This is a genomic window from Thiomonas sp. (genome assembly GCF_034007205.1).
Taxonomy (GTDB): Bacteria; Pseudomonadota; Gammaproteobacteria; order Burkholderiales; family Burkholderiaceae_C; genus Thiomonas.
Genome location: NZ_JAVERI010000001.1, coordinates 148597 through 162741 on the forward strand (window position 1 = coordinate 148597; position 14145 = coordinate 162741).

General features: G+C 65.9%; 11 protein-coding genes and 1 tRNA gene. 6 read left to right on the forward strand and 6 right to left on the reverse strand.

Translation table 11 applies throughout. The annotated features are described in order from the left end of the window. The first annotated feature begins 14 nt into the window (after nucleotides 1-14). The 6 genes from RBR52_RS00710 (at nucleotide 15) to RBR52_RS00735 (ending at nucleotide 5663) form a co-directional block, all read left to right on the forward strand. Nucleotides 15-794 (forward strand): MBL fold metallo-hydrolase, encoded by a 780-nt coding sequence (locus tag RBR52_RS00710; protein WP_320375256.1) that lies wholly within the window; start codon nucleotides 15-17, stop codon nucleotides 792-794. Nucleotides 795-831: 37 nt separating this feature from the next. Further along, nucleotides 832-3942: an EAL domain-containing protein gene (locus tag RBR52_RS00715; protein WP_320375257.1), complete on the forward strand. Its 3111-nt coding sequence runs from the start codon at nucleotides 832-834 to the stop codon at nucleotides 3940-3942. Then, a complete protein-coding gene (locus tag RBR52_RS00720; protein ID WP_320375258.1) occupies nucleotides 3929-4342 on the forward strand; it encodes a hypothetical protein in 414 nt (137 codons plus the stop codon). Before RBR52_RS00715 ends, RBR52_RS00720 begins: the two co-directional genes overlap by 14 nt. A gap of 436 nt (nucleotides 4343-4778) precedes the next feature. Further along, complete coding sequence (locus tag RBR52_RS00725) at nucleotides 4779-4916, forward strand: hypothetical protein (protein WP_320375259.1); 138 nt, start codon at nucleotides 4779-4781, stop codon at nucleotides 4914-4916. Between the two features lie 8 nt (nucleotides 4917-4924). Then, nucleotides 4925-5215 (forward strand): nucleotidyltransferase family protein, encoded by a 291-nt coding sequence (locus RBR52_RS00730; protein WP_320375261.1) that lies wholly within the window; start codon nucleotides 4925-4927, stop codon nucleotides 5213-5215. Nucleotides 5216-5330: 115 nt separating this feature from the next. After that, nucleotides 5331-5663 (forward strand): DUF86 domain-containing protein, encoded by a 333-nt coding sequence (locus RBR52_RS00735; RefSeq protein ID WP_320375262.1) that lies wholly within the window; start codon nucleotides 5331-5333, stop codon nucleotides 5661-5663. A 149-nt stretch (nucleotides 5664-5812) separates the two neighbouring features. Here the strand turns inward: RBR52_RS00735 and RBR52_RS00740 are convergent. The 6 genes from RBR52_RS00740 to dnaK form a co-directional block, all read right to left on the reverse strand. After that, nucleotides 5813-5888: transfer RNA gene (locus tag RBR52_RS00740), tRNA-Thr, on the reverse strand. A gap of 42 nt (nucleotides 5889-5930) precedes the next feature. Then, nucleotides 5931-6941: a class 1 fructose-bisphosphatase gene (locus RBR52_RS00745; protein ID WP_320375263.1), complete on the reverse strand. Its 1011-nt coding sequence runs from the start codon at nucleotides 6939-6941 to the stop codon at nucleotides 5931-5933. Nucleotides 6942-6973: 32 nt separating this feature from the next. Further along, nucleotides 6974-9646: an aminopeptidase N gene (pepN, locus tag RBR52_RS00750; RefSeq protein ID WP_320375264.1), complete on the reverse strand. Its 2673-nt coding sequence runs from the start codon at nucleotides 9644-9646 to the stop codon at nucleotides 6974-6976. A gap of 47 nt (nucleotides 9647-9693) precedes the next feature. Next, nucleotides 9694-10798 (reverse strand): peptide chain release factor 2 gene (gene prfB, locus RBR52_RS00755; protein ID WP_320375265.1). Its coding sequence is split into 2 segments (ribosomal slippage): nucleotides 9694-10716 and nucleotides 10718-10798, totalling 1104 coding nucleotides; the frame shifts between segments, so codons are not numbered across the junction. 69 nt (nucleotides 10799-10867) lie between these two features. Continuing rightward, nucleotides 10868-12013, reverse strand: a complete 1146-nt coding sequence (dnaJ, locus tag RBR52_RS00760; protein ID WP_320375266.1) for a molecular chaperone DnaJ — start codon at nucleotides 12011-12013, stop codon at nucleotides 10868-10870. A 95-nt stretch (nucleotides 12014-12108) separates the two neighbouring features. Beyond that, nucleotides 12109-14082: a molecular chaperone DnaK gene (dnaK, locus tag RBR52_RS00765; RefSeq protein ID WP_320375432.1), complete on the reverse strand. Its 1974-nt coding sequence runs from the start codon at nucleotides 14080-14082 to the stop codon at nucleotides 12109-12111. Nucleotides 14083-14145: the final 63 nt, after the last annotated feature.

Genomic DNA, 14145 nt, shown 5'->3' on the forward strand with positions numbered 1-14145 from the left:
GAAACACACACATCATGTCCATCGAACTCTACAAGGACGCGCAGCATGCCTGCGTGACGTTCACCGATCTCGTGCCCGACGAGGAAGCGGTGCAGGCCAATCAGTTTCTCATCGTCGATCACGGCGAGGGCGTGATCCTCGATCCGGGCGGCAATATGACCTATAACGAGCTGAGCCTGACCATGCGCAAATACATCGCGCCCAACAAGCTCGACTACATCCTGGCCTCGCATGCCGACCCCGACATCATCGCCTCGCTCGACCGCTGGATGACGGGCTCGCAGGCCAGGCTGGTCATCTCCGCGCTGTGGGCGCGGTTCGCGCCGCATTTCTGCAAGCTGGGCAAGACCGACAGGCGCGTCATTGCCGTGCCCGACGCCGGCGGGCGGCTGCGCTTCGGCCAGACCCACCTGTGGCTGCTTCCGGCGCACTTCATGCACGCCGAAGGCAACTTCCAGTTCTACGACCCGGTGAGCAAGATCCTGTTCTCCGGCGACCTCGGCGTGTCGCTGCTCAGCGGCGCGCAGGCGGGGCATGTGATCACCAGCCTCGATCCCATGCCGCACGGCATGGAGGCCTTCCACCGCCGCTATATGGTGAGCAACAAGATCCTCAAGCTCTGGGTGCGCATGGTGCGCCAGCTCGACATCGCGCTGATCGCGCCGCAGCACGGTGCGCCGCTGGCCGGCGCCGCCATCGGCCAGTTGCTCGACTGGCTCGACAACCTGCCCTGCGGCATCGACCTCATGGGGCCGGGCCAGTACCAGATTCCGACGACCGATCTCGCCGTTTGAAGGCCGTTTGAAACCCGCACGAGAATCAAATCCGTCGATGTCTTCGCCGCTGCCCCTGGACCTGCTGCGCGCCTTCGCCCGGGAGCCGCATTACGACCGCCTGTTCGAGCGCGCGGTGCAGGCTGCGGCGCAACTCAGCGGCGCCGACGGCGCGCTGCTCATCGAAGCGGAGGGAAGCAAGAAGCTGCGCGCGCGCGCCGTCTGGGGTCTGTCGCCCGAGCAGCAGCCGCTGGTCGACGCCTACTGCGAAACGGCGCAAGCGGGTCTGGCGGGCCGGGCGCTGCGCGAGGAGCGCGATATTTTTCTGGCCGATTACGCCGCGTCCCCCGACGCCCTGCCGGTGGTGCTGCAGGCCGGCATCGAGTCGGCCTGGCTGCTGCCCATGCGCACCGGCGCGCGGGTGCGGGCGGCGCTGTGCCTGTTCTGGTTCCAGCCGGCGCAGCCGCCCGGCGCGCAGACGACCGAAAACATCCATCTCCTCGTCGATTTCATCGGCGGCGCCTTGCGGCGCGAGCGGTTGGAGCGCCTGCTGCGTCAGCGTGCCACGCACGACACCCTCACCCAGCTCCCCAACCGCCGCGCCTTCGAATGGTCCTTGAGCCGGGCGATCAGCCGCGCGCGGCGGCAAAACCAGTTTCTCGCGCTCGGCCTGCTCGACCTCGACGATCTCAAGCCCCTCAACGACCGCTTCGGCCACGCGGCGGGAGACGCACTGCTGCGCGAAGTGGCGCGGCGCCTGCAGCAAGCCTTGCGCGAGACCGATTTCGTCGCCCGACTGGGCGGCGACGAATTCGCGCTGATTTTCGAAGACCTCGCCCAGCCGGAAGATGCCCTGCCCATCCTGCAGCGCATCGAGGCGGGGCTGCAGCAACCCATCGCCTTGCCCGAAGCGCCGCCGATACGGGTGAATGTGAGCCTGGGCCTGGCGCTCTACCCGCTCGACGGCGCAGAGGCCGACACCCTGCAGCGCCATGCCGACACGGCGCTGTACGCCATCAAGTCGCACAAGCTCGACCGCACCCAATGGTGGCAGTTTCACAGCGAGGTATTGAACCCTCAGCCTGCGGCATCAGACGAAATCGGCCCAACGGCCACCGAGCCCAGAGCCTACGGCACGCAAGCTGAAGCCGCGCTGCAACTCATCGCCCCGCAGATCGACTACGCCGCCGCAGACTGGGTGCGGCAGTTCTACGACGATCTGCAGCGGCAGGACGACGCGCAGGCCGTGCTGCAGACGCTGAGCGACGAGGACATGGCGCGTCTGAAGCAAAACCAGCAGTCGCACCTGATGCAACTGTTCTCCCCCGCGCTGAGCGAAGCCGAACACCGCCTCCAGGCCGAGCGCCTCGGGCGGGTGCACGCCCTGACCGGCGTCTCCGCGGCGCTGCTCGCCGCCTCTTTCGACTTTTTCCGCCAGCAGCTTTTCACCCTGCTGTACTACAGCGCGCTGCGGCGCGAAGACCGCCATCTGCTGTGGCGCATCGTTTCCGCGCGCATCCAGGCCGAGCTGCGCCTGCAGGTCGGCGCCGCGCAGGACGTGATCCAGCGCTACATCGAAATGGCCGAGACCCTCGGGCGCGAAGCCGGGCGTTACACCAGCCGCATCGACTTTCTGCACTGGGCGCTGGAGCAGCTCGTCGGTCTGCCCGGTGTCGCCGCCGCCGCTTATGGCCGCCCCGATGCACAGGGCGTGATCGTCGCCGAATTCTCCACGCCCCGCTTTCAGGAGTATGCGGCCCGGTTTCGGCACGGCCTGGCCGACTACCCCAGCGTCGAACGGGCCGACCTGCTGTCGCAGGCCAGCCAGGTGCGCGCCTGGCGGCACGAACGCATCGAGAGCGTGGGCAGCTTCGCCCGCGACGACCGCGCGCAGCCGTGGCGCGAGGCGGCGCAGCAATCGGGGTTTCGCAGCGCGGTGTCGATTCCGCTGCGCGACGCGCACGACCATCTCTCGGGCATACTCAGTCTGTACGGCGCCTATCCCAACCAGTTCGAAGCGCCCGCGATGCGGCACGCGCTGGAACTCATCGGGCAGTCGCTCTCGCACGCCGTGAACAGTTTTCACCGCGCCCCGCAGACTGTGTTGACCGAGGCGCAGCGCATTCAGAAGCGCAGCCTGCTGATTCCGCAGAACCTGCACATGTGGGTGCAGCCGGTGATCGATCTGCAGCAAGGCCGGCTGCTGCGCGTGGAGGCGCTGGCCCGTCTGCGCGCGCCCGACGGCACGTGGATCGCGCCGCAGGAATTCATTCCCTCTCTGGGCGCCAGCGAGCTTACCCGGCTGTTCACCCTGGGGCTGGATCAGGCGCTGCAGCACCTGCAACTGTGGGAGGCGCAGGGCTTGCGCACCCAGGCGTCGGTCAACCTGCCGCCCGAGGCGCTGTCCCAGCCGGACTGCGCGCTGTGGGTCGGGCAGGCGCTCGACCGCGCCGGGTTGACGCCCGACCGTCTGCACCTCGAACTGCTGGAGACCGCCGAGCTGGAGGCCGGCGCGGCGGGCGCACCCGGCATCGAGACCCTGCAGGCGCTGACCCGACTGGGCATCTCGCTGGAAATGGACGATCTCGGCTCGGGCTACTCCAGCCTGCTGCGCCTGCGCAGCCTGCCTTTCCAGACGGTGAAAATCGACCGCGAACTGCTGGAGGGCGCCCGCAAGCAGCCGCGGCGCGCGCTGGGCATCGTCGGCGGGCTCATCATCCTGGCGCATGCCCTCGATCTCAAGGTGGTCGTCGAAGGGCTGGAGACCGACGAACTGGTCGAAATGGCCGCCCTGCTGGGCGCCGACTGCGGCCAGGGCTACGCCTTCGCCCGCCCCATGCAGGCCGATGCGCTGCCCGACTGGCTGCAGCGCTTTTCCCTGTCGATCGACCCCACCCGCCCGCGCACCGCGCTGGGCGCGGCCGCCACGCACTGGCTGTGGGAGCACAGCGGCATGGACGAAAAACTCGACGACCCGGCGCAGGCGCACCAGCACTGCGCACTGGGCCGCTACCTGCGCGACAAGGGGTTGGAGAGCGGCGAAATCGGCCGCCTGCATGCGCAATTGCACACCCTCGCCCGCGAGCAGTCCATTCGGGCACAGCCCTACCGCGCCGCCGCCGATCACCTGCTCGCCCTGCTGATGAAAGCCGACCATGGGGCCGATTGATCTCGATCCCACCCAGCGCCTGGTCGATGTCGACTGGGACACGCCGGAAATGCAGGCCCTGCTGCGCAAGACCGCGCATCTGCACATCGACCAGCGCAACGTCGTGACCAAGCGCCCGGTGATGCTGCGCCTGGGCTGGTACGACCGCGCCGAAGCCCGGCCCGCGCTCTGGGTGGACCGCGGCGAGCCGGAAGCCGACCGCATCGTGCTCACGCAGTATCCGCTGGAAGTCGGCGACCCGGTGATGCTCGAAATCCGCCGCCCCCAGCCCAAGGGCGCCGAGGCGGTTTATGCCGAAGTGCTGTCCTGCCGCAAAGGCCAGCGCATCGACGACGACGGCCTGTACGTGCTCAAGCTGCGCGACAACAAACGCATGCCCGGGGCGATTTCGCAAAAATGATCCCGGATTGTTCATCAGGGCACGGGAAGATGGCGAGGCGGAGCGCCCCCTCCCGACCTCCCCCAGCAAGTGGGGGAGGTGAGAACAGCGCTTCGCGCCACCTTCGGATGCCCCTCCCGACCTCCCCCAGCAAGTGGGGGAGGTGAGAACAGCGCTTCGCGCTTCCTTCGGATGCCCCTCCCGCCCCCCACGAGTGGAGGAGTGAGATCGGCCCCCTCTCCCTCCGGGAGAGGGTTGGGGTGAGGGTTCGCACGCCAAGGCACACCCCTTGCCGCCCAGCCGCCTCAAGGACGCGCCCCCTCCCGGCCTCCCCCAGCATGTGGAGGAGGTGAGAACAGCGCTTCGCGCTTCCTTCGGATGCCCCTCCCGACCTCCCCCACGGGAGGGAGGCGGGAAAGGCAAAGCCGGGTGGCGAGCGCAGATTCGGCGCCGGGGCATGCTCTCGATCAGCCGCACATTCGATCTGAAAACCGACGCCGAAACCTGGGCACGTGATCGGCGTTTGCGCGCTGGTGAAATGCTCAAGCGCTACACGCACATCGAGGCGGAGAAATTGGCGAAGAAGCTGGGATAATGCGCGCCATGAAACCCTCGCAAGCCCTGCAAGAGCATCGCGCCGAGATTCACCGCATCGTGCTGGCCCATCGCGCCCGCAATGCGCGTGTGTTTGGCTCGGTCGTGCGAGGCGAGGACGATGACCGCAGCGACCTGGATGTGCTGGTCGATCCGACGGAAGAAACCACGCTCATGGACGTTTCGGCCATTCAGGTCGAATTGGAGCGCTTGCTTGGCGTCCCGGTGGATGTCCTCACTCCGGGCGACCTCCCCGAGAAGTTCCGCGCCGTGGTGCTTGCAGAGGCCCGCGCGGTATGAGGCGCGCCGAGTTGCGCATTCCCGATTACATCGTTCACATTCTCGAAGCCATCGAGCGCATCGCGCAGTACACCGCAGGGATGGATGAAGACGGGGCTTCCTGCAGAACAGACTCGTGCAGGATGCGGTGATTCGCAACATCGAGATCATCGGCGAAGCGGCCCGCAACATCGAGAGGGCTTCCCCAGCGTTCATCGCCGAGCATCCCGGCATTCCCTGGAGCACCATGATCGCCACGCGTAACCGCGTCTCTCACGGCTATATGACCCTCAACTTGTCGCTGGTGTGGAAGACCATCCGAAACGACTTGCCAGAGCTGGAAAAACCGATCCGCACACTGCGCGTGAGAAACGCCGTGCCGAACGCGGCACGGAAACATGGCTGTCAGGGGTGTCGGGCGCAGCCTGACCAAGCAGTCGGTTTCGGCAGGCACTCAAGCGCCGGATGAAACCCAGGCCTGCCTTCTGGGGCGGTCTGGGGGAATTGAGTAGGATTCTCTACCCCGATACCCTGACTCAGGCATAAAGCCGCCCATAAAAAAGCCCGATTATTTGGGTCGGGCTTGTTCTTCAATTTGCTGATTTGCCCGGTGGTCCTTGGTGCCGGCAAGAGGAGTCGAACCCCCGACCTTCGCATTACGAATGCGCTGCTCTACCAACTGAGCTATGCCGGCGAAGCCCGCCATTCTATACCAGTGGCGGGTTGAGTTTTCGGCTCAGGCGGATTCGGCGTGGTAGCGCTGCAGCAGTTCGACTTCTTCGCGCGAGCCGAGGATCACGCTGCAACGCTCGTGCAGCGAGGTCGGGGTGATGTCGAGGATGCGCTGCTTGCCATTCGTTGCCGCGCCGCCGGCCTGCTCGGCAAGGAAGCTCATGGGGTTGGCTTCGTACAGCAGACGCAGCTTGCCGGGTTTGTTGGGCTCGCGCTGGTCCCACGGATACAGGAACACGCCGCCGCGCATGAGGATGCGATGCACGTCGGCCACCATGCTGCCGACCCAGCGCATATTGAAGTCGCGCCCGCGCGGGCCGTCCTTGCCTTGCAGGCATTCGTCGATGTAGCGCTTCACCGGAGGCGCCCAGTGACGCAGGTTAGACATATTGATGGAGAACTCGCTGGTGCTCGGCGGAATTTGCAGGTCGTTCTGCGTGAGCACGAAGCTGCCCTGTTCGCGATCGAGGGTGAAGACCGCCACGCCTTGGCCCACGGTGAGCACGAGCTGGGTTTGCGGGCCATATACGCAGTAACCTGCGGCCACCTGCCTGGCTCCGGCCTGGAGGAAGTGTTCCTCGCGGACTTCACCTGCATTCTCGGGCAGTTGCAGCACGGAGAAGATGGTGCCGATGGTGACGTCGACGTCGATGTTCGACGAGCCGTCGAGCGGGTCGAAGAGCAGCAGGTACTCGCCGCGCGGGTAGCGCTCCGACACTGGGAACACGGTATCCATTTCTTCCGAGGCCATGGCGGCGAGGTGGCCGCCCCATTCGTTGGCTTCGAGCAGCACGTCGTTGGCGATGAGGTCGAGCTTTTTCTGCGCCTCGCCCTGGACGTTGTCCGACCCGGCGGCGCCGAGCACATCGCCGAGTGCTCCCTTGTTCACCGCCAGGCTGATGCGCTTGCAGGCGCGGGCGACGACTTCGATCAGCAGCCGCAGTTGGGCGGTGATGGCGCCTTGGCCGCGTTCCTTCTCGACGAGGTAGCGGGTGAGGTTGACGGATGGGGTCATGGTCGGTGATCTCGGTAAAGGGGAAGTGCGGCTCAGTTCCCCAGGGCGCGTTCGACGATTTCGCGGGTGTCGGGGGACAGCGTGGCGCTGCCGGCCACGGTGCGCAGCGCCTGCTGCGCGGTGTAGCGGTAGGGAGGGGCGAGTTTGCGCCAGCGGTCGAGGGCGCGCGCCAGGCGGGCGGCGATCTGCGGGTTGAGCGCATCGAGCGCCTGCACCTGCTCGGCCCAGAAGGCATAGCCCGCACCATCGGCGCGGTGGAACGCGCCGGGGTTGGCCTGGCAGTAGGCGAACAGCACGCTGCGGGCGCGGTTGGGGTTGTGCAGCGAGAAGGCCGGATGCCGCATCAGCGCACGCACGCGGTCGAGCTGCAGGCCGTCGCGGTCGGGCGCGCTGGCCTGCAGCGCGAACCATTTGTCCATGACCAGCGCTTCGTGGGCGAACTGGGCGGCGAAGCGCTCCAGCGCCGGCTTGGCCAGATCGGCGCCGACCTGCACCAGGGCCGTCAGCGCGGCGAAGCGGTCGGTCATGTTGTCGGCATCCTTGACGCGCTGATAGACCCGCCCCAGCCAAGTCGCCTGCCCGAGTTCGCACAGATGTGCCTGGGCCAGATTGCGCAGGGCGCGGCGGCCGGCGCTGGCGAAATCGGGGCGGTAACCGCCTTCGGGCGCGAGTTCGTCCCAGAGCGTTTGCCAGTCTGGCGCGAGTTGCCGAGCGAGCGCGGTGCGCAGTGACTGGCGGGCGCGGTGGATGCGGGGAGGATCGACTTCGTCGAGCTGCTCGGCGATGTAGGCCTCGCCCGGCGGGGTGAGCAAAAGCTCCTTGAAGGCGGGATCGAGCTGGGTGTCGCGCAGCACGGCGCGCAGCGCGTCGATGTACGCGGAGTCGAGTGCGAGATCGCCGCCGTGGACCGCCCCGAGCAGCCGGGACAACGCCAGCCGCTGCGCCGCTTCCCAGCGGTTGAAGGGGTCGGCGTCGTGTGCGAGCAGATGCAGCAACTCGGCATCGGTGTAGGCGTAGTCGAGGATCACCGGGGCGGAGAAGCCGCGCAGCAGCGAAGGGGTGACGGTGTCGGCGTCGATCTGCTCGAAGACGAAGGTCTGCTGGCCTTCAGTGAGCACAAGCACGGTCGACCTGCCCTTGTCCTGGCCTTGCAGCCACAGCGGCAGGGCCTTGCCCTGGGCATCGAGCAGGCCCAGGGCGACGGGAATGACCTGCGGCTGCTTGCCGGTTTGGCCGGGGGTGTCGGGCAGGGTCTGGCGCAGCGTGAGGGTGTAGCTGCGGGCGGAGGTGTCGAGCGCGCCGCTGGCGTGCAGCCGCGGCGTGCCGGCCTGGCTGTACCAGCGCTTGAAGGCGACGAGGTGCGTGGCCAGCGCCGACTCGGGGTTGGCATCGGCCATGGCCTGGGCGAAGTCGTCGCAGGTCACGGCCTGGCCGTCGAAGCGCTGGAAGTACAGATCCATTCCCTTGCGGAAGCCGGCCCGGCCCACCAGGGTCTGCATCATGCGCACCACTTCGGCGCCCTTCTCATAGACGGTGGCGGTGTAGAAATTGTCGATGGCCTGGTATTGCTCGGGGCGCACCGGATGCGCCATGGGCCCGGCGTCCTCGGAAAACTGCGCGGTACGCAGCACCCGCACGTCCTCGATGCGCTTGACGGCGCGTGCCGATTCTCCGCCTGCAGCGGCGGCCAGGTCCTGGCTGAATTCCTGGTCGCGGAAGACGGTGAGGCCTTCCTTGAGGCTGAGCTGGAACCAGTCGCGGCAGGTGACGCGGTTGCCCGTCCAGTTGTGGAAGTACTCGTGGCCGACCACGCTCTCGATGCCGTCATAGTCGGCATCGGTGGCGGTGGCCGGATTGGCCAGCACGTACTTGGTATTGAAGATATTGAGACCCTTGTTTTCCATCGCCCCCATATTGAAGTCGCTCACTGCGACGATCATGAAGCGCTCCAGATCGAGGCTCAGGCCGAAGCGCTGTTCGTCCCAGGCGATGGCCTTGATCAGCGACTGCATCGCGTGCTCGGTCTTGTCGAGATCGCCCGCGCGCACATAGACCTGCAGCAGATGCGTCTTGCCCGAGGCGGCGCGCACGGTCTGTTCGCGGCACACCAGATTGCCCGCCACCAGCGCGAACAGATAGCAGGGCTTGGGAAACGGATCGTCCCACACCGCTTCATGCCGACCGCCGTCCAGATCGGTCTGCGACACGAGGTTGCCGTTGGACAGCAGCACCGGGTAGAGCGCCTTGTCGGCGCGCAGCGTGACGTGAAAGCGGCTCATCACATCGGGGCGGTCGGGCCAATAGGTGATGCGGCGAAAGCCCTCGGCCTCGCACTGCGTGAAGAACGCGCCGCCCGACAGGTAAAGACCCGCGAGCTGGGTATTGGCCTGCGGGACGTTGAGCGTTTCGATTTCCAGCGTGAAGGTCTCGGGCAGTTTGTCGAGCACCAGCGTATTGCCGTCCTGGCGGAAGGCGACGAATTCGCCGTTCACCTTCAGCGTCAGCAGGGTGATGTCTTCGCCGTCGAGCACCAGCGGGGACGTGTCGGCGGCGCCCTCGACGCGGCGCACCGCCATGCGGCTGTGCACGCGCGTCTTCGCGGGATCGAGGTCGAAGCGCAGGTGCACGCTGTCGATGGCGTAGGCCGGGGGGGTGTAGTCCGCCAGGCGGGTGATGCGGGCGGGTGTGTCGGGTTTGACGGTCATGGCTTGCGGGTTTTCAGCGGGGCGATAGAGGACAGGAGCCGTGAGGATCAAAGACCGGATTTCAGGCTGGCGGTGATGAATTCGTCGAGATCGCCGTCGAGCACCTTCTGGGTGTTGGAGATTTCGACGTTGGTGCGCAGATCCTTGATGCGGCTCTGATCGAGCACATAGCTGCGGATCTGGTGGCCCCAGCCGACATCGCTCTTGCTCGATTCGAGTTTCTGCTGCTCGGCCATGCGTTTGCGCATCTCGTGCTCAAACAGGCGCGAGCGCAGCATCTGCCAGGCCTCGTCGCGGTTGCGATGCTGGCTGCGGTCGTTCTGGCACTGCACCACGATGCCCGTGGGGATGTGCGTCAGGCGTACCGCGGAGTCGGTCTTGTTGATGTGCTGACCGCCGGCGCCGCTGGCGCGGAAGGTGTCGGTGCGCACGTCGGCGGGGTTGATGTCGATCTCGATCGAGTCGTCCACCTCGGGGTAGACGAACACGCTGGCGAAGCTGGTGTGGCGCCCGCCGGAGGAATCGAACGGGCTTTTGCGCACCAGGCGGTGCACCCCGGTTTCGGTGCGCAACTGACCGTAGGCGTAGTCGCCTTCGACCTTGATGGTGGCGCTGCGGATGCCCGCGACGTCGCCTTCGGTCTCCTCCATCACCTCGACCTTGAAGCCCTTGCGCTCGCAGTAGCGCAGGTACTGGCGCAGCAGCATGCTGGCCCAGTCCTGCGCCTCGGTGCCGCCGGCGCCGGCCTGGATGTCGATGAAGCAATTGCTCGGGTCGAGCGGGTTGGAGAACATGCGGCGGAACTCCAGCTTCTCGACTTCGGCGGCGGATTGCTCGATGTCGGCTTCGATGGCCTCGCAGGTCGCATCATCGCCTTCCTCGCGCGACATTTCGAACAGCTCTCTGTGATCGGCCAGCGCGGTGGTGAGGTTCTGCAGACCGAGCACCACGGTTTCGAGCGACTTGCGCTCGCGGCCCAGTTCCTGCGCGCGTTTGGGGTCGTTCCAGACTTGCGGGTCTTCGAGCGCCCCCGCCACTTCCATCAGCCGCGATGACTTGGCATCGAAGTCAAAGATACCCCCTTAGCGCCTGCACGCGCTGCTGGAGGTCGGTGATTCGGTTGCTGATGGTATTGAGGCGTTCTGCGTCCATGAGGCTTCTTCAATGACAAAGGGCGCTATTTTCGCACCCTTGTCATGGTGCTGCACTTTGCCCGGTTGCTTACAGCGGCTTGAAGAATTCCTTGGCCTTGTCGAACCAGGACTTGGCTTGCGGCGAGTGGCGATCGCCGCCTTTCTTCAGCGACTCGTCGAGCTCGCGCAGCAGCCGTTTCTGCTCCTCGTTGAGCTTGACCGGCGTCTCCACGGTGATGTGGCAGTAGAGGTCGCCCGGATAGCTGGAGCGCAGGCCCTTGATGCCCTTGCCGCGCAGGCGGAAGGTCTTGCCGGTCTGCGTGCCTTCGGGCAGATCGATTTCCACCCGTCCGCCCAGTGTGGGCACGTCGATGCCCCCGCCCAGCGCCGCCTTGGCCATGCTCACGGGAACGTGACAGTGCAGGTCGTCGCCGTCGCGCTCGAAGACCGGATGCGGTTTGATGTGGATTTCCACGTAGAGGTCGCCGGGAGGCCCGCCATTGACGCCGGGTTCGCCATTGCCCGTGGAGCGGATGCGCATGCCCGAATCGATGCCTGCCGGGATCTGCACTTCCAGGGTCTTGTGCCTCTGGATGCGGCCGCGGCCATGACAGGCCGGGCAGGGTTCGGGGATGAGCTTGCCCGTGCCGTGGCAGGTCGGACATGTCTGCTGCATGGCGAACGGCCCCATGCGCTGCGCCACCTGGCCGCTGCCGTGACAGGTCGTGCAGGTGATGGGCTGGGTGCCGGGCTTGGCGCCGCTGCCGTGGCAGACACTGCATTCTTCCCAGCCGGGGATGCGCAGGCTCTTGCTCACGCCGTGGGCCGCGTCTTCGAGGCTGATCTCCAGGGAGTAGCTCAGATCATTGCCGCGATAGACCTGCGGCCCGCCGCCACGGCGTCCGCCACCGAAGATTTCGTCGAAGATGTTGCCGAAGTCGCCAAATCCGCCCGCGCCAGCGCCGAATCCCCCACTGCCGAAACCGCCGCCGAAACCGCCCGCAGAAGGGTCGACCCCGGCATGGCCGTATTGGTCATAGGCCGCGCGCTTGCGCGCATCGCACAGGCACTCGTAGGCTTCCTTGATGACCTTGAAATGCTCTTCGGAGTCCTTGTTGCCCTGATTGCGGTCAGGGTGGTGCTTCATGGCCAGCTTGCGGTAGGCCTTCTTGATCTCGTCTTCCGAGGCGTTCCTGCTCACGCCCAGGACTTCGTAATAGTCGCGTTTTGCCACGGGTTATGTCTTGCCGATCGATAGAAAGAATGGACAAACGGGAGGGCCGCAAGTTCAGCGGCCCTCCCGTCAGAGGATGTCAAACACGGTGACGATCAGGCCTTGCCGTCCTTCACTTCCTTGAACTCGGCATCGACCACGGTGTCGTCGCCCGCGGCCTGTGCACCGGCTCCGGCTGAAGACGCACCCCCGGACGCACCCCCGGACGCACCCCCGGCGGCCTGCTCGCCCGCCTGGCTGGCGTACATCTTCTCGCCCAGTTTCTGGCTGGCGGCGAGCAGAGCGTTGGTCTTGGCCTCGATCTCGGCCTTGTCCTCCGACTTGATCGCCTCTTCAGCGGCCTTGAGCGCGGCTTCGATGGCGGATTTCTCGCCCGCATCGACCTTGTCACCATATTCAGCCAGCGACTTGCGCACCGAGTGCACTGCGGCGTCGGCCTGATTGCGGGCATCGACCAGTTCGCGCTTCTTGTGGTCTTCGGCAGCGTTGATCTCGGCGTCGCGCACCATGCGCTGCACCTCTTCTTCACTCAGCCCGGAGTTGGCCTTGATGGTGATCTTGTTCTCCTTGCCAGTGCCCTTGTCGCGGGCGGAGACGTGCAGGATGCCGTTGGCGTCGATGTCGAAGGTGACTTCGATTTGCGGCACGCCGCGCGGCGCGGGTGGAATGCCTTCCAGGTTGAACTCGCCGAGCAGCTTGTTGCCGGCGGCCATCTCGCGCTCGCCCTGGAACACCTTGATGGTCACCGCCGGCTGGTTGTCGTCGGCGGTGGAATAGACCTGGGTGTGCTTGGTCGGCACCGTGGTGTTCTTGGGGATCATCTTGGTCATCACCCCGCCCAGGGTTTCGATGCCCAGCGACAGCGGGGTGACGTCGAGCAGCAGCACGTCCTTGCGGTCGCCTGCCAGCACCGAACCCTGGATGGCGGCGCCCACGGCCACGGCCTCGTCCGGGTTGACGTCCTTGCGCGGCTCCTTGCCGAAGAATTCCTTGACCTTTTCCTGTACCTTGGGCATGCGCGTCATGCCGCCGACCAGGATGACATCGTCGATGTCGCCGACCTTCACGCCGGCATCGGTGATGGCGGTGCGGCAGGGGGCGATGGTGCGCTCGATCAGGTCTTCGACCAGAGATTCGAGCTTGGCGCGGGTGAGCTTGATGTTCAGGTGCTTCGGACCCGAGGCGTCTGCGGTGATGTAGGGCAGGTTGATCTCGGTCTGCGTCGAGCTCGACAGCTCGATCTTGGCCTTCTCGGCCGCGTCCTTCAGTCGCTGCAGCGCGAGCACGTCCTTTGACAGGTCGACGCCCTGTTCCTTCTTGAACTCGCCGATGATGTAGTCGATGATGCGCTGGTCGAAGTCTTCACCGCCGAGGAAGGTGTCGCCATTGGTGGAAAGCACCTCGAACTGCTTCTCGCCTTCGACGTCGGCGATTTCGATGATCGAGATGTCGAAGGTGCCGCCGCCCAGGTCGTACACCGCGATCTTGCGGTCGCCCTTGCCGTGCTTGTCCAGGCCGAAGGCCAGCGCCGCGGCCGTCGGCTCGTTGATGATGCGCTTGACGTCCAGGCCGGCGATGCGCCCGGCGTCCTTGGTCGCCTGGCGCTGGCTGTCGTTGAAGTAGGCCGGGACGGTGATCACCGCCTCGGTGACGGTTTCACCGAGATAGTCCTCGGCGGTCTTTTTCATCTTGCGCAGCACCTCGGCGCTGATCTGCGGCGGCGCGAGCTTCTTGCCGCGCACCTCGACCCAGGCATCGCCGTTGTCGGCCGCGACGATCTTGTAGGGCATCAGGTCAATGTCCTTCTGCACTTCCTTTTCGGTGAACTTGCGGCCGATCAGCCGCTTGACCGCGTACAGCGTGTTCTTCGGGTTGGTGACCGACTGGCGCTTGGCCGAGGCGCCCACCAGGATCTCGCCGTCTTCCATATAGGCGACGATCGACGGCGTGGTGCGCGCGCCTTCGCTGTTTTCGATGACCTTGGGGGTGTTGCCCTCCATGACCGCCACGCAGGAATTGGTGGTGCCCAGGTCGATGCCGATGATTTTTGCCATGGAAATTCTCCGAATGTGCCGCGCCGCGGGGCGCTGATTTTGACTACGAATTAAATGAGGAGGTCTGTGGTGAATTCA